This is a genomic window from Variovorax sp. PAMC28562, assembly GCF_014303735.1.
In the GTDB taxonomy this organism is placed as follows: domain Bacteria; phylum Pseudomonadota; class Gammaproteobacteria; order Burkholderiales; family Burkholderiaceae_C; genus Variovorax.
The window spans coordinates 4,457,373-4,476,738 of sequence record NZ_CP060296.1; the positions used below are offsets into that span (position 1 = coordinate 4,457,373).

A 19,366-nucleotide genomic window follows, 5' to 3' on the forward strand; every position below is an offset into this window, starting at 1 on the left:
CGCGCTCATCCATACCACCCAACTCATCTTCAAAGAATAGCCACCATGAAAACACGCACCGCTCTCGCTTCACTTCTTCTGGCGTCCATCGGCGCATCGGTCGGCGCATCCGCTGGCGCTTCGAACCTGCTCGACTCGCTCAAGTCACAGGCCGGAAACTACGCGATGCCGGCGATGGGCAGCAACACGGTCGGCAATGCGGCCGGCGTGCTGCAGTACTGCGTCAAGAACAACTACCTCGGCGGCGATGCAGCGTCGATCAAGGACAAGTTGCTCGCCAAGGTCACGGGTCAACCCCAGCAACAGACCGGCTTTGCCAACGGTGCCAAAGGGTTGTTGCAGGGCGACGGCAAGTCGATCGACTTGAAGTCGGTGTCTGGCAAAGTAAAAACGAAGGCCTGCGACTACGTGCTTAAAAACGCGAAGTCGTTGATCTAGCGTCGGCGCCGACGCCGTCTGCCCAGCGCATGGCTGGTGAGTCGAGCGTGCGCACCGCTTCGGCTGCACCGGGCAACCAGAGCTGCACTGTCGTCAGATAAATGCGCAGCAGAAAACGCATCGCCTCCATTGCAGCCTCTTCGCGGCCAATCGCTTTGAGCAGCGCCCAGTCGGCTTCTGCGGCCAGCGGCAGGCCGGTCGCCTGCGCGTCCTGCAGCGCGTACCAGACCGATACCGTCGCACGCGACGCAGGCTGGCCCAAGGCGGGCCGCGCACGCTCCGCGAGCGTGACGTCGAGCCAGCGTCGAAGGCCATCGTCGATCCCGGTGACCGAATGGACCAGCGCATGGGCCAACGGTACTGCCGTCAAAGGCAACGCTTGCACTGTGAGGCCGTAGGGACCAAACCGGTCGAAGCGATCGAACGAGCGTCGCGTCTGCCAGCTCCGGAGATCGGCGAATGGGCGAAACCATTTGTGCATAGTCGAGCGTCGCTGAAGCAATCGGTTTGCGATGTAGGCGCAGTCTGAATCGTGATGCGTTTTTCGACGCATTTCTCTGTGATTCACGCCTCTATACTTGGCGTTCATCCTCAATCAAAAACAAGTGAGAGGCGCGCCAAGACGCCACTCCAAGCTACGGTTTTGATAGCAACCACGCCTTCTTTGCGGCAGCGGCTCGCCCGCTGGATGCCCTGCCTCGCATGGCCGTGCCCGAGTCGCACGCTGTTGCAAGGCGAGGCACTCGCCGGAATCACGGTCGCGCTGATGGTGATCCCGCAAGGCGTTGCGTACGCAGCCCTCGCCGGCATGCCGCTGGTCACCGGCGTGTACGCGGCCCTGTGGCCCGCACTGGTCGCGGTGCTGTTCAGTTCGTCGCAGCGCCTGTCGGTCGGGCCGACTGCCCTCACCAGTCTGCTGGTCGGTGCTTCGCTGGCGCCCCTCGCGGTCGCGGGCAGCGCCGAGTGGGTGGCAATGGCGGTGTGGCTGACCCTACTGTCGGGTGGCATCCAGATCCTGATCGGTGCCGGGCGACTCGGCTGGATACTGCGACTGGTCAACTCGCCGGTGCTCACCGGATTCACGCAGGGCGCGGCGATTTTGATCGCGGTGTCGCAGCTGCCTTCGCTGCTCGGGTTCACCGGTCGTACCGTGCCGCAGCTTCTGCGCGGTGGCTCGCCTCCGGACTGGACTGCGATGGCTTTCGGCCTTGGCAGCATGGCCGTGCTGTGGGCCGGCAAGCGCTGGCTGCCGCGCTTCCCCACGACCATGGCGCTCGTCGCCGGCGCAGCGGCGTTGAGCTGGTCGCTCAGCTATGCGCTCCTCGGCGGCGCCGTGGTCGGCGCACTGCCTTCGGGCTTGCCGTCCCTGTATTGGCCAAGCGCTCTGCCAGGCGGCACGCTGCACACGCTGGGCATGTTGCTGCTGCCCGCGCTCACGATCACCTTGGTGAGCTTTCTCGAAACGGCATCGAGCGCGAAGATCGACAACGCACGCGCGGGCACGCTGTGGAACGAAAACCAGGACTTGATCGGCCAGGGCCTCGCCAAGGTGGCGTCGGGCCTGACCGGTGCTTTTCCGACCAGTTCGTCGTTCTCTCGTTCGGCCATCACGCTGTATGCGGGCGCGCAGACCGGCTGGGCCACGCTGTTCAGCGTCGTCGTGGTGGCGCTCACATTGCTATGGCTGATGCCGCTGCTCTATCACGTGCCGCAGGCCGTGCTGGCCGCAGTCGTGATGACGGCCATCATCGGGCTCATCAAGCCGCGCAGCTTCGCGGTGCTGTGGCGTGTGTCGCGCATCGAGGCCGGCATCGCCATCGGCACCTTCGCACTCACCATCGCGACCGCGCCGTCGATCTACTGGGGCGTGCTCGGCGGGCTGCTTGCGAGCCTCGCGAACTACATGTACCGCCACCTGCATCCGCGCATCATCGAGGTCGGCTTGCACGGCGACGGCAGCCTGCGCGACCGGCATCTGTGGCATTTACCACCGCTGGCGCCCACTCTCTACGCACTGCGCATGGATGCGGAGCTCGACTTCGCTTCTGCGGGCACGCTCGAGCGCGCGATTGCCGAAGTGCTTGCAGCGCGGCCTGAAGTCACCGACGTCTGTCTCTTCGCGCATCCCATCAACCGCATCGACATCAGCGGCGCCGAGGTGTTCGGCTCGCTGCGTCGCTTGCTCGAGAGCAAGGGCGTGCGGTTGCACCTCAGCGGCCTCAAATTACCGGCGCAGCAAGTGCTCGACCGTGCGGGCTTGCTGGTGCCCGGACCCATGCTCTTCAACTACCGTACCGATGCCGATGCGCTGCAAGCGTTGATGAAGCACTGCGCGCGGGACGAGTCGCGATCGCCGCCAGCGGGCTAGGCATATGGGCCGCGACGCGCGGCCGCTACAACGCCGAAAACTGCGAAGGCCGATCGGTATTGCAGAAGTCGAAGAACGCGTCGAGCTCGTTGGACTTGTCGAACACCGCATCGGCGCCCAACTCAGTACAGCGGTTGCGCATTTCCGGCGTCGCGTAGTTACTGAGCACCACGACCCGCTGCTGTTCACCGCGCTGCCGGCATGCGGCCAGCACGCCCAGACCGGAGCCCTGCTTCAGGAACAGGTCGACGACCGCCAGGTGCCAATCGTCGCGGTGGGAAGCGAGCCAGTCGATCGCATCTGCCTCGGATTCCGCGAAGCCGGCCACCTCGGCGTTTGCCAGATCTTCCAGTGTCGGGATGAGGTTCTCCCGAATCGTGGGGTTGTCTTCGACGATAAAGGTGATGAGCGACATGGCGGGTGATGAGCGTCGCCAGTTTATGCCACGCCGCGGCGTTGTCGGAGCGTCCACTGAAGATCGTGCGGCTTCGCGGCCAGACCAGACTCAGTCCTGCACACGTCCCCGCAGGTTCTTGATTTCCGAGCGCTGGCTCTTGCCTTGCAGCCGTCGCTGCTTCGAACCATAGGTCGGCTTGGTGGCCCGACGCACCAGGGGCGCCGTGGCCACGCTGTCGACCACCTCCTGCAACCGCGCCAGCGCGTCGCTGCGATTCATCTCCTGGGTGCGGTGCTGCTGCGCCTTGAGCACCAGCACGCCTTCTTGCGTGATGCGGTTGTCGCGCAAGGACAGCAGTCGCTCCTTGACGTCGTCCGGCAGCGAGCTGGCCGGAATGTCGTAGCGCAGATGCACCGCACTCGAAACCTTGTTGACGTTTTGGCCGCCCGCACCCTGCGCACGAATGGCGCTCAGTTCGACTTCGTTCTCGTCGACAAGGATCGGCTTGCGCAGCGGCATCGTCCGCTCAAACTCTCTCGAAAATCGCCGCGATCCCCTGCCCGCCGCCGATGCACATCGTGACCAACGCATAGCGCCCGCCGGTGCGGTGCAACTCGGCAATGGCCTTGGTCGTGATGATGGCGCCGGTCGCGCCGACCGGGTGTCCCAGCGAGATGCCCGAGCCGTTGACGTTGACCTTGGCCGGGTCGAAACCCAGCTCCTGGATAACGGCACAAGCTTGCGCCGCGAAGGCTTCGTTCGACTCGATCACGTCGAGGTCGCTCACCTTCAAGCCGGTGCGCTCCAGCACCTTGCGCGTGGCCGGCACCGGGCCGATGCCCATGTAGGCGGGCTCGACGCCGGCATGTGCGTAACCGACCAACCGGGCCAGCGGCTTGAGGCCGAGCGCCTGCACGCGTGAGCCTTCGGCCAGCACCACCGCGGCAGCACCGTCGTTGATGCCCGACGCATTGCCCGCCGTCACCAGGCCGTCCTTCTTAAAGGCCGGTTTCATCTTGCCCAGCGTTTCCATCGTGGTGTCGGCGCGCACATGCTCGTCGGTGTCGAACAGCACGATGCCCTTGCGCGTCTTGACCTCGACCGAAACGATCTGCTCCTTGAAGCGGCCAGCCGCGATGGCCGCAGCAGCGCGCTGCTGGCTCATGACCGCCAGCTCGTCCTGCTGGCCGCGCGAGATGTTGTAGCGCGCTGCCACGTTCTCGGCAGTGATGCCCATGTGCATCTTTTCCCAGGGGTCGTGCAGGATGCCGAGCATGTAGTCGACCAGCACGGCATCGCCCATGCGCGCGCCATAGCGCGCCGAGGTGTCGAAGTAAGGGCCACGACTCATGGATTCGGAGCCACCGCCGATGGCGATGTCGCAATCACCGAGCTGGATCGCCTGCGCCGCCGAAATGATCGCCTGCAGGCCGGAGCCGCAGAGCCGGTTCACGTTGAATGCGGGCGTCTCGATCGGGCAGCCGGCATCAATGGCGGCGACCCGGCTCAGGTACGCGTCCTTGACGTCGGTGGGGATCACGTTGCCCATGACGACGTGGCCAATGGCGTCGGGCGCCACGCCGCTGCGCTGCAGGGCGGCCTTGACGGCGGTGGTGGCCAGCTGGGTGTTGGGCACGTCTTTCAGCGAGCCGCCAAAAGTGCCGATGGCGGTGCGGGCGGTGCCGACCACGAAGATGTCTCGTTGAGTCATGTCAATCTCACTTGGGTTGAACGTCTGTCACGCCGCCGCCAACGCCATGCACACGCACCGGACGCTCCGAAGACTCACCCAGCGCGCGGGCGCTGACGACGTCGGCGGCCGAAGGTTCGACTGGCTGCGCCGCTGCGCGAAACCGGTTGAAACCTGCCCCTGGGTTGAAGCGCATGACCCACGGCGTGACGGGTCGGCCGGTGAGCCGTGCCCAGCCGTAGCGCACGCCCCAAACTGCCGCGAGCAACAGCACCGCAACGGCGAGGCTGGCCGCGAAGACCAGGCCCAACATGAAGAGAACCAAGCGAAGGATGAAGTTCATCACTGCGATTAGGCCACCGTCTCCGATGTTGGTTCCCCGACCTCACCGGTGCGCGTTGTCCGCGCAAACTCGAACTTGCCCGGCGAATGGATCGGATCGGTCGTCACATGGATCGTGTCCTTCGGCCCAAAGCTGCCGTCGAGCAACAGCTTCGACAGCGGGTTCTCGATGCGCTGCTGAATGGCGCGCTTCAGCGGCCGCGCGCCGAACACCGGGTCGAACCCGACCTTGGCGATCTCGGCCAGTGCCGCAGGTGAGACCGCGAGCGCCATGTCCATCTTGGCGACACGCGCCTGGAGCACCTTGAGCTGGATCGCGGCGATCGATTCGATGTTCTTCGCGTCGAGCGCATGAAACACCACGGTTTCATCGATCCGGTTCAGGAACTCGGGTCGGAAGTAGTTCTTCAACTCGTCCCACACCGCTTCCTTGATCTCCTCGTTCGGCTTGCCGACCATCGCCTGGATGATGGGCGAGCCGATGTTGCTGGTCATCACGATCACGGTGTTCTTGAAGTTGACGGTGCGGCCTTGGCCGTCGGTCAGGCGCCCGTCGTCGAGCACCTGGAGCAGCACGTTGAAGACGTCCGGATGCGCCTTCTCGACTTCGTCCAGCAGCAGCACGCTGTAGGGCTTGCGGCGCACCGCTTCGGTCAAATAGCCGCCCTCTTCATAGCCGACGTAGCCGGGCGGCGCACCGATCAGGCGCGCCACTGAATGCTTCTCCATGAACTCGCTCATGTCGACGCGAATCAGGTGGTCTTCGCTGTCGAACAGGAAGCCGGCCAGCGCCTTGCACAGCTCGGTCTTGCCGACGCCCGTGGGGCCCAGGAACAAAAAGGAACCGGTCGGACGGCCGGGGTCCGACAGGCCCGAGCGCGAGCGGCGAATCGCATTCGCGACCGCGCCGATGGCCTCGTCCTGGCCGACCACGCGCTCGTGCAGCTTGGCTTCCATCACCAGCAGCTTGTCGCGCTCGCCCTGCATCAGCTTGGCGACCGGAATGCCGGTGGCGCGCGCCACGACTTCGGCTATTTCTTCGGCACCGACCTGCGTGCGCAACAGCGTCGGAACGCTCGATTTGCCCTTGCTCGTCTCGCTTTCCTGCGCCTCTTTCAAACGCTTTTCGAGCGCCGGCAGTTGGCCGTACTGCAGCTCCGCGACCTTGTTGAAGTCGCCCTTCTGCGTGAACTCGGCGATCTGAAAGCGCATCTTGTCGATGTCTTCCATCACCGTCTTGGAGCCCTGGGCTTGCGCCTTTTCAGCCTGCCAGATCTCGTCGTAGTCGGCGATCTCTTTCTGCAACTTGGTGATCTCGTCTTCGATCAGGCCGAATCGCTTTTGCGACGACTCGTCCTTCTCGCGTCGAACCGCTTCGCGCTCGATCTGCAGCTGAATCAGGCGACGGTCCAGCCGGTCCATCACCTCGGGCTTGGAGTCCATTTCAATCTTGATCTTGGCAGCCGCCTCGTCGATCAGGTCGATCGCCTTGTCGGGCAAAAAGCGGTCGGTGATGTAGCGGTCGGAGAGCTCGGCCGCGGCCACGATGGCCGGGTCGGTGATCTGCACCCCATGGTGCACTTCGTACTTCTCCTGCAGCCCACGAAGGATGGCGATGGTCGCCTCCACGCTCGGCTCGCCGACGATGATTTTCTGGAAGCGACGCTCCAGTGCGGCGTCTTTCTCGATGTACTTGCGGTATTCGTCGAGCGTGGTCGCACCGACGCAATGCAATTCGCCACGCGCCAGTGCGGGCTTGAGCATATTGCCGGCGTCCATCGCGCCCTCGGCCTTGCCAGCACCGACCATGGTGTGCAGCTCGTCGATGAAAACGATGGTCTGGCCTTCGTCCTTCGCGAGCTCGTTCAGCACGGTCTTCAGACGCTCCTCGAACTCGCCGCGGAACTTGGCACCGGCCAGCAGCGCGGCCATGTCGAGCGACAGCACGCGCTTGCCCTTCAGCGAGTCGGGCACCTCACCGGCGACGATGCGCTGGGCCAGACCTTCGACGATGGCCGTCTTGCCGACACCGGGCTCGCCGATGAGCACCGGGTTGTTCTTGGTGCGGCGCTGCAGCACCTGGATGGCCCGACGGATTTCTTCATCGCGGCCGATAACCGGGTCGAGCTTGCCGAGCCGCGCGCGCTCGGTCAGGTCCATGCAGTATTTCTTGAGCGCCTCGCGCTGGCCTTCGGCATCCGCGCTGTTAACGCCCTGCCCGCCCCGCACTGCCTCGATGGCAGCTTCGAGCGACTTGCGCGTGACTCCGTTGCTGCGCGCAAGGTTGCCGATGTCGGCCTTGCTGTCGGCGAGCGCAAGGAGGAACAGTTCACCGGCGATGAACTGGTCGTTGCGCTTGATGGCTTCCTTTTCGGTGGCCTGCAGCAGCTTGCCGAGATCGGGCCCGACCTGAACCTGGTCATTGCCCTGCACTTGCGCCAGCTTCTTGATGGCGGCCTCGGCCGCTTGCGACAGGCCGGGCACGTTGACCCCGGCGCGCTCGAGCAGTGCACGCGGGCCCTCGTCTTGCCGCAGCATCGCCGCCAGCAGGTGAGCGGGCTCGATGTAGGCGTTGTCGTTGCCGAGCGCAAGCGACTGGGCGTCGCTCAGCGCTTCCTGGAATTTGGTGGTGAGTTTGTCTTGGCGCATATAAGTTCCTGCATTCGAAATAAGGTCGTTTGCACGGCCTTCAAGGGCGGACCGGCTCTTCGAGCGCGGCCGTCGCCCCGCGTCGTTGCCCTCCTTGTAGACGCCGCAGGGCTGTCAGGCCTTGCGCAGGCGCAAGCTAACGAGAAATCAGGAGGGATCAGCCGTTGGTCGCGGCGATGCCCCAGCGCGCGAGCGCCTTGTCGTCGGCAACGCGGGCATCGACCCAGCGCGCACCCTCGGACGTCTGTTCTTTTTTCCAGAACGGAGCCTGCGTCTTCAGGTAGTCCATCAGGAATTCGCAGGCCTGAAAGCTTTCGCCGCGGTGCGCGGACACCACCGCGACCATCATGATCTGTTCGAGTGGCTGCAACAGGCCGATGCGATGGATCACGCGGGCTCCGAGGATGTCGAAGCGACGGTGCGCTTCGTCGATCATGGCCTCGATGGCCTTCTCTGTCATGCCCGGGTAGTGCTCGAGCTCCATCGACGCCACGTCGGCCCCGTCGTTGCGGTCGCGTACCGTGCCTACAAAGCTGCAGACAGCGCCGACGGCCGAATTGCTCGCGCGCAGAGCAGCGATCTCGGCCGCGAGATCGAAGTCGGCGGCTTGGACGACGACGCGCAATGACATGTTCCCAGAGGCGCTGGTGGACATGCGTTGGCCGCCTTCAGCCGCCGGTGACAGGCGGAAAGAACGCCACTTCAGCGCCGTCGACCAGCCTGGCGCTCTCCGCGCTCATCACCTGATCGAGCGCCATGCGGACCGCCTTGCCACGCGCCAGTGCTTCCGCGTAGGGAGCACCCCGCGCGATCAATTCGTCCCGCAACACAGCGAGCGTTTCGGCATTCGTCTCCACGGACTCGCTGGACTTCGCAAGAGCTTCGCGGACCGAGGCGAAGTAGCGAATCGAGATTTTCATGTGCGTCTTTGTTGCGGCAGTCATCGAGCGCTCATGCAATCAGCGAGGCGAACGGAATGAACCTCACCGTATCGCCCTTGTTGATCGGCTGGCCTGCCGGGGTATCGACGACGCCGTCACCCCAGACGGCGGAGGTCAACACGCCCGAACTCTGATTGGCGAACAGATCCAGCCCGCCGTCGGCGTTGCGACGTGCGCGAAGGAACTCGCGGCGCCGGTCGGGCCGTGGCCAGTCGAAGTCTGCGCGCATCGCGACAGATTCCACCGTCACGCGCGCCGCGCCTTGCAAGGTGAGGATGAAGGGCCGCACCAGCAACAGAAATGTCATGAAGCTCGACACCGGATTGCCGGGCAGCCCGGTGATGTGCGTGCCGTTGATGTTGCCGTAGGCAAACGGCTTGCCCGGCTTCATCGACAGTGACCAGAGCTGAAGTTCGCCGAGTGCCTGGATGGCGGCCTTGATGTGATCTTCTTCGCCGACCGACACGCCCCCTGTCGTGATGATGAGGTCGTTGTTGGCCGCTGCTGTGCGCAGCGCATCGATGGTCGCATCGCGCCGGTCGGGCACGATGCCGAGGTCGTTGACCTCGCAGCCGAGCCGGTGCAACAGCGCGCGCATGAAGAAGCGGTTCGAGTTGTAGATGGAGCCCGCCTTCATCGATTCCGGCGCCACTTCGCCGGGCATCACGAGCTCATCGCCGGTCGACAGCAGCGCGACGCGCGGGCGCTTGGCGACAGTCAGTCGATCGAAGCCGACGCTGGCTGCGAGACCGAGCGCTGCGGGCGTCAGGCGTTCGCCGCGCGCCAGCACGACATCGCCGGCCGCGACGTCTTCGCCGGCTCGGCGAATCCACTGGCCAGCGTCTGGCGCGACGTTGATGCACACGCTGCCGAGCCCGTCTTCCTGCGGCAACGTCGACGTGTCTTCCTGCATCACGATCGCGTCAGCCCCCTCGGGAATTTGCGCGCCAGTGAATATCCGGGCGGCGGTGCCGGCAGCGAGCGCCGAGCCGACCGTGCCAGCAGGAATGCGCTGCGTCACCTGCAAAACCGAATCGGCGGTGGCGCAATCGGCTGCTCGCACAGCGTAGCCATCCATCGCGCTGTTGTCGCGCGGCGGCACGGTCAGCGCCGAGACGACGTCTTGCGCCAGCACGCGTCCGTCTGCTTCGAAGGTGAGGACGCTTTCAGTGCCGACCGCGGGCGCGGCCTTGGCAAGCAGGCTGGCGACCGCCTCGTCGAGCGGCATCAACGAAGGACGTGAGGTTGGCGCGGATTCAGGCATGGTGCTGGTTGTATTCGAAGCGATCGCCGCTGTCGATCAGCCAACGCGCCAGTGCTTCGGCATCGTTCAGGTCGAACACCGGCAGCGTCGTGGGCGCAGACAGGCGGGTCGCATCGTCGGTCGCGATGCCGACGATGAAGCGATCGTCGATGTAGTGCGCGGTGCGTGCCGCCTCACCGTCTTGTGCTGCACGCCAGACCTCGATCTTGGGCAAGTCGGCATGCCGAAAGCCTTCGACGAAAACCCAGTCGATTCGGGCATCGAGTTCGGCGATGAGGTCATGGACCGAAAGCTGCGTCGGCTGTTCGAACTCGCGCATCAACGCGAGCCGCTTGTCCGACGCCACCACTACCTCGAAGGCGCCCGCCTCACGATGACGGTAGGTGTCCTTGCCCGGACGATCGACGTCGAACTTGTGGTGCGCATGCTTGACGACCGAAACGCGTCGGCCCTGTCGCTTCAACACCGGTATCAAGCGCTCGACCAGCGTGGTCTTGCCAGCGCCGGAATATCCAGAAAAGCCGATCGCTTTCATGCCGACTCAGTCCGAGTTTTGCGCAATGTAGGCTTTGATGGCTTCGGCATCGGCCGGCAATTTGACGACACGCTTGGGCAATGCCTCGATGCCTTCGAAGCCCGGGGGCCGCTCTGGCTCACGACCCAGTGCCTCGACGATCGTTGCGGCGAACTTGATCGGCAGAGCCGTCTCCAGCACGATCATCGGCACGCCCGGCGTGAGGTGTTCGCGCGCAGCCTTGAGGCCGTCGGCGGTGTGCGTGTCGATGAGCGTCGCAAAGCGCTTGTCGGTGTCGCGAATCGTGGCGAGCCGGTCGGCGTGCGTGCTGCGGCTGCTTTTAAAACCAAACCGCGTGGCCGCCTGTGCGAACGCCGGATCGTCGCTCAGGTCGAAACGGCCGGTGCGTGCGAGCTCGGTGTCGAACAAGCTGTGTAAACGCTTCGCGTCGCGGCCCAGCAAGTCGAACACGAAGCGCTCGAAGTTGCTGGCCTTGCTGATGTCCATCGACGGGCTCGATGTCTCGTGCGTGTCGGCGGCCGCGCGCACACGGTAGACGCCGGTGCGAAAGAACTCATCGAGCACATCGTTCTCGTTGGTGGCGACCACCAGCGTGTGGATCGGCAGGCCCATCATCCGCGCGACGTGGGCGGCGCAGACGTTGCCGAAATTGCCGGAGGGCACCGCGAAGCTCACTTGCTTGTCGTTCCCATCTTTCGCTGCCGGCGTCGCCTGGAAATAACCAGCGAAGTAGTAGACGACCTGCGCCAGCAACCGCGCCCAGTTGATCGAATTGACCGTGCCGATCTTGTACTTGCGCTTGAAAGCGAGATCGTTCGACACCGCCTTCACGATGTCCTGGCAATCATCGAAAACGCCGGCGATCGTGATGTTGTGAATGTTGGCGTCTTGCAGGCTGAACATTTGTGCCTGCTGGAACGGGCTCATGCGGCCTTCGGGTGACGTCATGAAAACGCGCACGCCCTTTTTGCCGCGCATCGCGTATTCGGCCGCGCTGCCAGTGTCGCCACTGGTCGCACCAAGGATGTTGAGTTCGGCGCCACGGCGCGCCAGTTCGTACTCGAACAAATTGCCGAGCAACTGCATCGCCATGTCCTTGAAGGCGAGCGTCGGGCCGTTCGAGAGGGCTTCGAGGTACACACCGTCTTCGAGCTCGCGCAGCGGCACGATCTCGTCGCTGCCAAAGACTTCAGCGGTGTACGTCTTAGCGCAGAGCGCTTTCAGATCGGCCGGCGGAATGTCGTCGATGTAGAGCGACAGGATCTCGAATGCGAGTTCGGCATAGGGCAGATCGCGCCACTTCGCCAGCATGGCCGAATCGACTTGCGGATAGTGCTCGGGCAGGTACAGGCCACCGTCGGGTGCCAAGCCTTCGAGCAGGATTTCGCAAAAGCGTTTGCGATCGGGGTGACCGCGCGTACTCAGGTAGTTCATCGATTCGGTCAGCTCAGTTCTTCTTTGCGAATCCGCACGATCGGCGCCAGCACCGTCGGCAGCGCCTGCAGCTCGGCAATCACGTCGTTGACCGTGCCCTCGCGCGCGTCGTGCGTGAGGATGATGAGGTCGGTCTGCGTCGAGCCCTCGCCGCCCACCTCGTCGGCTTCGCGCTGAAGCACGGCGTCGATGCTGATGCCGGCGGTCGCCAGCAGGCCGGTTACCTTGGCGAGCACGCCTGCCTGGTCGGCCACGCGCAGCCGCAGGTAGTAGCTGGTGACGACTTCGGTCATCGGCAGCACCTTGAGGTCGCTCATCGCGTCGGGATGGAACGCCAGATGCGGCACGCGGTGCGCGGCGGCGGCCGTGTGCAGGCGCGTGATGTCGACCAGGTCGGCGATCACGGCGCTGGCAGTAGGCTCGCTGCCCGCGCCCTTGCCGTAGTACAGCGTGTTGCCCACCGCGTCGCCGTTGACCAGGACGGCGTTCATCGCGCCTTCGACGTTCGCCAGAAGGCGCTTCGACGGCACCAGACTCGGGTGTACGCGCAGCTCGATGCCGTTGGGCATGCGCTTGGTGATGCCGAGCAACTTGATCCGGTAGCCGAGCTGTTCGGCGTACTTGATGTCTTGCGCCGACAGCTTGGTGATGCCCTCGACGTGCGCCTTGTCGAACTGCACCGGAATGCCGAAAGCGATCGCGCTCATCAGCGTGACCTTGTGCGCGGCGTCGACGCCTTCGATATCGAAGGTCGGGTCGGCTTCTGCGTAGCCGAGGCGTTGCGCATCCTGCAGCGCAGTTGCAAAGTCGAGACCCTTGTCTCGCATCTCCGACAGGATGAAGTTGGTCGTGCCGTTGATGATCCCGGCAATCCACTGGATGCTGTTGGCAGTGAGCCCTTCGCGCAGCGCCTTGATGATCGGGATGCCCCCGGCGACTGCGGCTTCGAAAGCGACCATCACGCCCTTGGCGTGTGCAGCCGCAAAAATCTCGGTGCCGTGCACTGCGAGCAGTGCTTTGTTGGCGGTGACCACGTGCTTGCCGGCCGAAATGGCCTCGAGCACGAGTTGCTTCGCAACGCCGTAGCCGCCGATGAGTTCGACCACGATGTCGATGTCCGGATTGGCGATGACGGCGCGCGCATCGTTCACGACCTGCACGGCGTCGCCGACGACGGCTTTGGCGCGCTCGGTGTCGAGGTCGGCCACCATCGTGATCTCGATACCCCGGCCGGCCCGGCGTTTAATTTCTTGCTGGTTGCGCTCAAGCACCTTGAAGGTGCCGCTGCCGACCGTGCCGATGCCGAGCAGGCCTACTTGGATGGGTTTCATTCTTGGAATCTCTTCGAAAAATCAGGCGTTGCGCGTGCGGTAGCGTTCGAGGAACTTGGCGATGCGGTTGATCGCTTCGCGCAGGTCTTCTTCGTGCGGCAAAAACACGATGCGGAAATGGTCTGGCGTGGCCCAGTTGAAGCCGGTTCCTTGCACCAGCATCACCTTGGTTTCCTTCAGCAACTCGAGAAAGAAAATCCGGTCGTCGTCGATCGGGTAGACCTTCGGGTCGAGCTTGGGAAACATGTAGAGCGCAGCCACCGGCTTCACGCAGGTCACCCCAGGAATGGCGGTGATCAGTTCGTACGCCATGTCGCGCTGGCGGCGCAAGCGCCCTCCCTTGCCCACCAGATCGTTGATGCTCTGGTAGCCGCCGAGAGCGGTTTGAATCGCCCACTGGCCCGGCACATTGGCGCACAGCCGCATGTTGGAGAGCATGTTGAGCCCCTCGATGTAGTCGAGCGCCTCCTTCTTGTCGCCCGACACCACCAGCCAGCCGGCGCGGTAGCCGCACGAACGATAGCTCTTGGATAGCGAGTTGAAGGTGAGCGTGAGCACGTCGGTGCTCAGGCTGGCAATGGCGGTGTGCTTGACGCCGTCGTACAGCACTTTGTCGTAGACCTCGTCGGCCAGCAGCACCAGGCCATGCTCACGCGCGATGTCGACAATGGCCTTCAGAATCTCGTCGGAATAAAGTGCTCCGGTCGGGTTGTTCGGGTTGATGACGACGATGCCCTTGGTGCGCGGCGTGATCTTGGAACGCAGGTCGTCCAGGTCGGGCATCCAGCCGTTCGCTTCGTCGCACAGGTAGTGCACCGGCGTACCGCCCGACAAGCTCGACACCGCAGTCCATAGCGGATAGTCCGGCGCCGGCAGCAACAGTTCGTCGCCATCGTTCAGCAGTGCGTTGGTGGCCATGGCAATGAGTTCGCTTGCGCCATTGCCCAGATAGATGTCGTCGAGCGTGACGCCGGCAATGCCCTGCTTTTGCGTTTCGTGCATCACCGCCTTGCGCGCTGCGAAGATGCCCTTGCTGTCCGAGTAACCCGCCGACGCCGGCAGATTGCGGATCATGTCTTGCTGCACCTCCTCAGGTGCGTCGAAGCCGAACATGGCGAGGTTGCCGATGTTGAGCTTGATGATCTTCTGGCCCTCTTCTTCCATCTGCTTGGCGGCATCCATGATCGGACCGCGGATGTCGTAGAGGACGTTGGCCAGTTTGGCCGATTTCTTGATTTGCTTCAAAACGGAAAGCCCTCCCGGGCGGGTTGCTCGAAAGGCCCTGCGGGGCCTCGTGTCACTGGAGAAAACCTATAATTTGACCACAGTTCGCACCCCTGCCAGATGAAGCTCCAGCCCGACAAATCCGACGTTCAGACTCTCACCGCGCACGGCCCTGGCTGGGTCGCGATCAACAACGAAAAGGTCGAGGGCAGCATCGTGGTGGGCTCTCGCGGCGAGCGTTTCGAGTGGGACTGCACCAGCTTCGACCAGATCGGTGCCGAGCACTTTGCCCAACTTGCTGCGCTGGGGGCCGAGCTCATCATTTTCGGCAGCGGCAAGCGCATTCGGTTTCCGCAAGCGGCGTGGCTTCAGCCGTTGATGGCAAAGCGCACCGGCGTCGAGACGATGGACACTCCCGCCGCCTGTCGCACCTACAACATCCTGGCCGGTGAAGGACGCCACGTGGTGGCGGCCCTGCTGGTCGAGCCGCCCGACGGTGCCGGATAGTTCTCTTTTCGGGGTAAAATCGCGGGTTGCGACACGGCGAGCTGCCCTCAGTTAGCAACGACCAATCCTTCACTTCGACGAGTGTGCTCGCAAGTGAAACCCAACGGAGAAAACAAGTTTCATGGCGATCGTTGTCAACAAACCCATCCCTGAATTCGATGCCAACGCCACTGGTGGCCTCAAGGTTTCGAACACTTCGCATCTCGGTCACGTACTGGTGATGTACTTCTACCCCAAAGACAACACCCCTGGTTGCACGACTGAAGCAATGCAGTTCCGCGACCGGTTCAAGGACTTCGTGAAGGCTGGTGCCACTGTGTTTGGCGTGTCCCGCGACAATATGAAATCGCATGACGAGTTCAAGGCCAAGCTCGAGCTTCCTTTCGAACTGATCGCCGACACCGAAGAGAAGATGTGCCACATGTTCGGCGTGGTCAAGAACAAGATCATGTACGGCAAGAAGGTCAAGGGCATCGAGCGAAGCACCTTCCTGATCGGCGCCGATGGCATTCTGAAAGCCGAATGGCGCGGCCTCAAGGTTCCAGGCCATGTCGACGACGTGCTCAAGGCCGTCAAGGCCCTGAAAAAAGCCGCATGAAAATGCGATTAGTCGCTGTTTGACCGTTGCAGCCGCAACACGAACGGCTTCGGATGCGTCATCCGTGGTGTGCATAATGGCTTCATGCCGTTGAGCTCCACGACCGCATTCCTCGAACAAAGCCGCCTTGGCCTTAAGGCGGCTTTTTCGTTTTCTGGTTCCCCCTATCCTGCGAGCGAACTCCCACATGCCCTTGCCTCCTGCCCCCACGAAACGCGCCGCCCTGCTCTCTCCCGACGCGCTCGACGCGCCAGCGCACTCATCGCAAAAGGCGCCCCGACGCGGTGGCGGCCGCCACGCTGACGAAGCGCCGGTCGCCAGCACTCAGCCGCTGGAATTGTTAGATCGCCGCAATGCCGACGCAGGCGGCGCGTCCACCACCGGGCCGGCCCAGCAAGTCGAGACGAAGCCACGTCCCGTCGTCAGGGCGGAACTGTCATCCGAACCGACGCAAGCCAGGGCCGAACGCACGCCTTCGCCGGCTCAGACGCCAGTGCCTGCGCCCGCCCCGGTAACACGTGCGCGGCCAGAGCGCGCACCGCAGGACAGCGCGCGGCCGCGCCGCGCAAAGTCAGCAGGCCCGGCCAAGCTGTTCGTGCTGGACACCAACGTGCTTCTGCACGATCCGATGTGTCTGTTTCGCTTCGAAGAGCACGACATTTTCCTGCCGATGATCGTGCTCGAAGAACTGGACGGTCACAAGAAAGGTACGACCGAAGTCGCGCGCAATGGCCGCCAGACCAGCCGCACGCTGGACGCACTGGCCGGCGCCAAGGATGCCGATATCACCAAGGGGCTGAAGCTCGACGCCACCGGCCATCGGGGTGCGGGTGGCAAGCTGTTCTTTCAGACGGCGCCGCTCGATTACTCGCTGCCGACCAGCCTGCCGCAAGGCAAGGCGGACAACCAGATCCTGGGTGTGGTGCAGGCGCTGCGCGACCTCTATGCCCAGGACGCACCAGGTCGGCCGAAGCAGGAAGTGGTGCTGGTGTCGAAGGACATCAACATGCGCGTGAAGGCGCGCGCACTGGGCCTTGCGGTCGATGATTACCAGAACGACAAGACGCTCGAAGACGGCGACCTTTTGTACGCCGGCTCCTTCGCCCTGCCGCTCGACTTCTGGACGCGTCAGAGCAAGACGGTCGAAAGCTGGCAGAGCGGTAGCACGACCTTCTATCGGATCAGTGGCCCCATCGTGCCCAACCTGTACATCAACCAGTTCGTGTACTTCGAGGCGCCCGGCGAGCCGAGCATGTACGCTCGCGTGACTGAAATCCGTGAGAAGACCGCGGTGCTCAAGACGCTCAAGGACTACAGTTCCGGCAAGAACGCGGTGTGGGGCGTGGCCACCCGCAACCGCGAGCAAAACTTCGCGATGAACCTGCTGATGGACCCGGACATCGACTTCGTCACGTTGACCGGTACTGCCGGCACTGGCAAAACACTGATGGCGCTGGCGTCGGGTCTCACGCAGGTGCTCGACGATCGGCGCTACACCGAGATCATCATGACTCGCGCCACGGTAAGCGTGGGCGAGGACATCGGCTTTTTGCCGGGCACGGAAGAAGAAAAGATGGGCCCGTGGATGGGGGCATTGGACGACAACCTCGAGTTCCTGGCCAAGGGCGATGGCGGCGGCGCCGGCGAGTGGGGCCGCGCGGCCACCAATGAGTTGATCCGCAGCCGCATCAAGATCAAGAGCATGAACTTCATGCGCGGGCGGACGTTTTTGAACAGGTACGTGATCGTCGACGAGGCACAGAACCTGACGCCCAAGCAGATGAAGACGCTCATCACCCGGGCCGGACCGGGCACCAAGATCATCTGCATGGGCAACCTCGCGCAGATCGATACGCCGTACCTGACCGAAGGCTCGTCGGGTCTGACCTTCGCGGTCGACAAGTTCAAGGGATGGCCACACGGCGGCCACATCACGCTGGCGCGCGGCGAGCGTTCGCGACTCGCGGACTTCGCCAGCGAAGTGCTCTAGGCCAACGCGCATCACCGAAAGAGCCCGCGCTGCCGATGGTTGCGCGGGCTTTTTCGTCTACAAAAAAACTCGTTGCAACGACGTTGTTGAAAGGTGTGCCATCACCGAGTCTTGCCGCGATGTTGCGACGCCTGCAGCTTATTCCGCAGCGGGCTAGTACTCGTACCCGCCGCCGCTCGCCAGACTCTCGAACTTGGTGATCGGCTTCAGGAACGCAAGCTTGATGGTGCCGGTTGGCCCGTTTCGCTGTTTGCTGATGATCACTTCTGCAACGCCCGGCTCTTTCGAATCCTTGTTGTAGTAGTCGTCGCGGTAGATGAACATGATCACGTCAGCGTCCTGCTCGATGGCGCCCGACTCGCGCAAGTCGCTCATCATCGGACGCTTGTCGGTGCGGCTTTCAACACCGCGACTCAACTGCGACAGCGCGATCACGGGGCACTTCAGCTCCTTGGCGAGCATCTTCAAACCGCGAGAGATTTCACCCACCGCAGTGGCACGATTTTCATCGCTCATCGATGTCGAGACGCTCATGAGTTGCAGGTAGTCGACAACGATCAGGCCGAGCTGTCCGCAGGTGCGAGCCAGCCGCCGCGCGTTGGCGCGCAGTTCACTTGTCGTGAGGCCTGGCGTATCGTCGATATGCAGCGAGATGTTTCGCAGTTTCTCGATGGCTTCGGTCAAGCGCGGCCACTCTTCGTCGGTCAGCTTGCCGGTGCGCAGATGCGTCTGGTCGATGCGGCCGATGGAACCGACGATCCGCACCGCAAGTTGCGAGGCACCCATTTCCATCGAAAACACCGCGACAGGCAGGCCTTCGTTGAGCGCAACGTGCTCGGCAATATTGATCGCCAGGGCGGTCTTTCCCATCGAAGGGCGAGCGGCCAGCACGATCATGTCGCCCGCCTGAAAGCCCGAGGTCATCCGGTCGAGGTCCACAAAGCCGGTCGGCACGCCCGTGATGTCGTTCGGGTTGTCTGCCATCTCGGTCACGCGATCGAGCAGTTCGACCACCAGGGAATCCATCCCCTGGAAACCCTGCTTCATGCGCGAGCCTTCCTCGCCGATGTTGAAGATCTTTTGCTCGGCCTCGTCTAGGATTTTGTCGACGGCTTTGCCTTGCGTATTGAAGGCGTTGGTGGCGATCTCGTCGCTGGCCGAAACCAGCTTGCGCAAGATCGAGCGCTCTCGAACGATCTCCGCGTAGCGTCGGATGTTGCTCGCGCTCGGGACGTATTGCGCGAGCGAATTCAGATAGACGAGGCCACCGATTTCGTCGGCCTTGCCGAGGTTCTGCAAGTGCTCGTAGACGGTGATCACGTCCGCCGGCTTGGTCGCATTGATGAGTGCACCGACCGACGCGTAGATCAGCTTGTGTTCATAGCGATAGAAGTCACTGTCGACCAGCAGGTCGCCCATCCGGTCCCATGCGTTGTTGTCGAGCAGCAGGCCGCCGAGCACGCTCGACTCCGCTTCGATGGAATGCGGCGGGATGCGAAGTTGCGCAACCTGACGGTCGGAAGAATCGTTTTCGACGAAAGAAAAAACAGCGGACATGGGGCCTCGAATTGGAACGGCATGCTACGCCCACGAAGGGCGCAGCGTCCATGCACAACGCTGTGCATGTGCTGTGTATCTGCTGTGCAAAACCCTGTGCA

19 protein-coding genes are annotated in these 19,366 nt (G+C 63.3%); 5 read left to right on the forward strand and 14 right to left on the reverse strand.

The features are described 5' to 3' along the window. The first annotated feature begins 45 nt into the window (after nt 1-45). A complete protein-coding gene (locus H7F36_RS20900) occupies nt 46-438 on the forward strand; it encodes a DUF2501 domain-containing protein (protein WP_187052571.1) in 393 nt (130 codons plus the stop codon). Here H7F36_RS20900 and H7F36_RS20905 read toward each other — a convergent pair. Next, nucleotides 413-823, reverse strand: coding sequence for a hypothetical protein (locus H7F36_RS20905; protein ID WP_222620410.1), 411 nt, complete (start codon nt 821-823; stop codon nt 413-415). The two genes, H7F36_RS20900 and H7F36_RS20905, sit on opposite strands and share 26 nt — an antisense overlap. 303 nt (nt 824-1,126) lie before the next feature. Between H7F36_RS20905 and H7F36_RS20910 the strand changes: the two genes are divergently transcribed. Next, nucleotides 1,127-2,806: a SulP family inorganic anion transporter gene (locus H7F36_RS20910; RefSeq protein ID WP_187052573.1), complete on the forward strand. Its 1,680-nt coding sequence runs from the start codon at nt 1,127-1,129 to the stop codon at nt 2,804-2,806. Nucleotides 2,807-2,831: 25 nt separating this feature from the next. On the opposite strand, the gene H7F36_RS20915 is transcribed toward H7F36_RS20910, so the two are convergent. The 12 genes from H7F36_RS20915 to H7F36_RS20970 all read right to left on the reverse strand — a co-directional run bounded on the left by H7F36_RS20915 (nt 2,832) and on the right by H7F36_RS20970 (nt 14,634). Beyond that, nucleotides 2,832-3,221 (reverse strand): response regulator, encoded by a 390-nt coding sequence (locus H7F36_RS20915; RefSeq protein WP_187052574.1) that lies wholly within the window; start codon nt 3,219-3,221, stop codon nt 2,832-2,834. A 90-nt stretch (nt 3,222-3,311) separates the two neighbouring features. Further along, entirely contained in the window at nt 3,312-3,722 is a 411-nt protein-coding gene (gene arfB / locus H7F36_RS20920; RefSeq protein ID WP_187052575.1) for an alternative ribosome rescue aminoacyl-tRNA hydrolase ArfB, read from the reverse strand. Nucleotides 3,723-3,729: 7 nt separating this feature from the next. Continuing rightward, on the reverse strand, nt 3,730-4,914 hold the full coding sequence (locus H7F36_RS20925) for an acetyl-CoA C-acyltransferase family protein (protein WP_187052576.1): 1,185 nt from the start codon (nt 4,912-4,914) through the stop codon (nt 3,730-3,732). A gap of 7 nt (nt 4,915-4,921) precedes the next feature. Next, nucleotides 4,922-5,236 (reverse strand): hypothetical protein, encoded by a 315-nt coding sequence (locus H7F36_RS20930; protein WP_261802423.1) that lies wholly within the window; start codon nt 5,234-5,236, stop codon nt 4,922-4,924. 8 nt (nt 5,237-5,244) lie between these two features. Next, the gene (clpB, locus tag H7F36_RS20935) at nt 5,245-7,884 is read right to left on the reverse strand and encodes an ATP-dependent chaperone ClpB (RefSeq protein WP_187052578.1); all 2,640 of its coding nucleotides are present in this window, start codon (nt 7,882-7,884) and stop codon (nt 5,245-5,247) included. Between the two features lie 157 nt (nt 7,885-8,041). Continuing rightward, entirely contained in the window at nt 8,042-8,539 is a 498-nt protein-coding gene (locus tag H7F36_RS20940; RefSeq protein WP_410003052.1) for a molybdenum cofactor biosynthesis protein MoaE, read from the reverse strand. A 13-nt stretch (nt 8,540-8,552) separates the two neighbouring features. Next, nucleotides 8,553-8,804, reverse strand: a complete 252-nt coding sequence (locus H7F36_RS20945) for a MoaD/ThiS family protein (protein WP_187055133.1) — start codon at nt 8,802-8,804, stop codon at nt 8,553-8,555. A 31-nt stretch (nt 8,805-8,835) separates the two neighbouring features. Further along, nucleotides 8,836-10,089 carry a gephyrin-like molybdotransferase Glp gene (gene glp, locus H7F36_RS20950; RefSeq protein WP_261802424.1) on the reverse strand — a complete coding sequence of 418 codons (1,254 nt, stop codon included), beginning with the start codon at nt 10,087-10,089 and terminating at the stop codon, nt 8,836-8,838. Then, nucleotides 10,082-10,624 (reverse strand): molybdopterin-guanine dinucleotide biosynthesis protein B, encoded by a 543-nt coding sequence (gene mobB, locus H7F36_RS20955; RefSeq protein WP_187052579.1) that lies wholly within the window; start codon nt 10,622-10,624, stop codon nt 10,082-10,084. Before mobB ends, glp begins: the two co-directional genes overlap by 8 nt. A 6-nt stretch (nt 10,625-10,630) precedes the next feature. After that, nucleotides 10,631-12,058 carry a threonine synthase gene (gene thrC / locus H7F36_RS20960; protein ID WP_187052580.1) on the reverse strand — a complete coding sequence of 476 codons (1,428 nt, stop codon included), beginning with the start codon at nt 12,056-12,058 and terminating at the stop codon, nt 10,631-10,633. An 8-nt stretch (nt 12,059-12,066) separates the two neighbouring features. After that, nucleotides 12,067-13,389: a homoserine dehydrogenase gene (locus H7F36_RS20965; protein WP_187052581.1), complete on the reverse strand. Its 1,323-nt coding sequence runs from the start codon at nt 13,387-13,389 to the stop codon at nt 12,067-12,069. Nucleotides 13,390-13,410: 21 nt separating this feature from the next. Then, nucleotides 13,411-14,634, reverse strand: coding sequence for a pyridoxal phosphate-dependent aminotransferase (locus H7F36_RS20970; RefSeq protein ID WP_187052582.1), 1,224 nt, complete (start codon nt 14,632-14,634; stop codon nt 13,411-13,413). Between the two features lie 99 nt (nt 14,635-14,733). Here H7F36_RS20970 and H7F36_RS20975 point away from each other — a divergent pair, with 99 nt between their 5' ends. The 3 genes from H7F36_RS20975 to H7F36_RS20985 all read left to right on the forward strand — a co-directional run bounded on the left by H7F36_RS20975 (nt 14,734) and on the right by H7F36_RS20985 (nt 17,708). Next, a complete protein-coding gene (locus tag H7F36_RS20975) occupies nt 14,734-15,120 on the forward strand; it encodes an Mth938-like domain-containing protein (protein WP_187052583.1) in 387 nt (128 codons plus the stop codon). 121 nt (nt 15,121-15,241) lie between these two features. Beyond that, entirely contained in the window at nt 15,242-15,718 is a 477-nt protein-coding gene (locus H7F36_RS20980; RefSeq protein ID WP_187052584.1) for a peroxiredoxin, read from the forward strand. A 187-nt stretch (nt 15,719-15,905) separates the two neighbouring features. Next, on the forward strand, nt 15,906-17,708 hold the full coding sequence (locus H7F36_RS20985) for a PhoH family protein (protein ID WP_187052585.1): 1,803 nt from the start codon (nt 15,906-15,908) through the stop codon (nt 17,706-17,708). Nucleotides 17,709-17,861: 153 nt separating this feature from the next. Here H7F36_RS20985 and dnaB read toward each other — a convergent pair whose 3' ends face one another. After that, on the reverse strand, nt 17,862-19,265 hold the full coding sequence (gene dnaB / locus H7F36_RS20990) for a replicative DNA helicase (RefSeq protein WP_187052586.1): 1,404 nt from the start codon (nt 19,263-19,265) through the stop codon (nt 17,862-17,864). Nucleotides 19,266-19,366 lie beyond the last annotated feature (101 nt).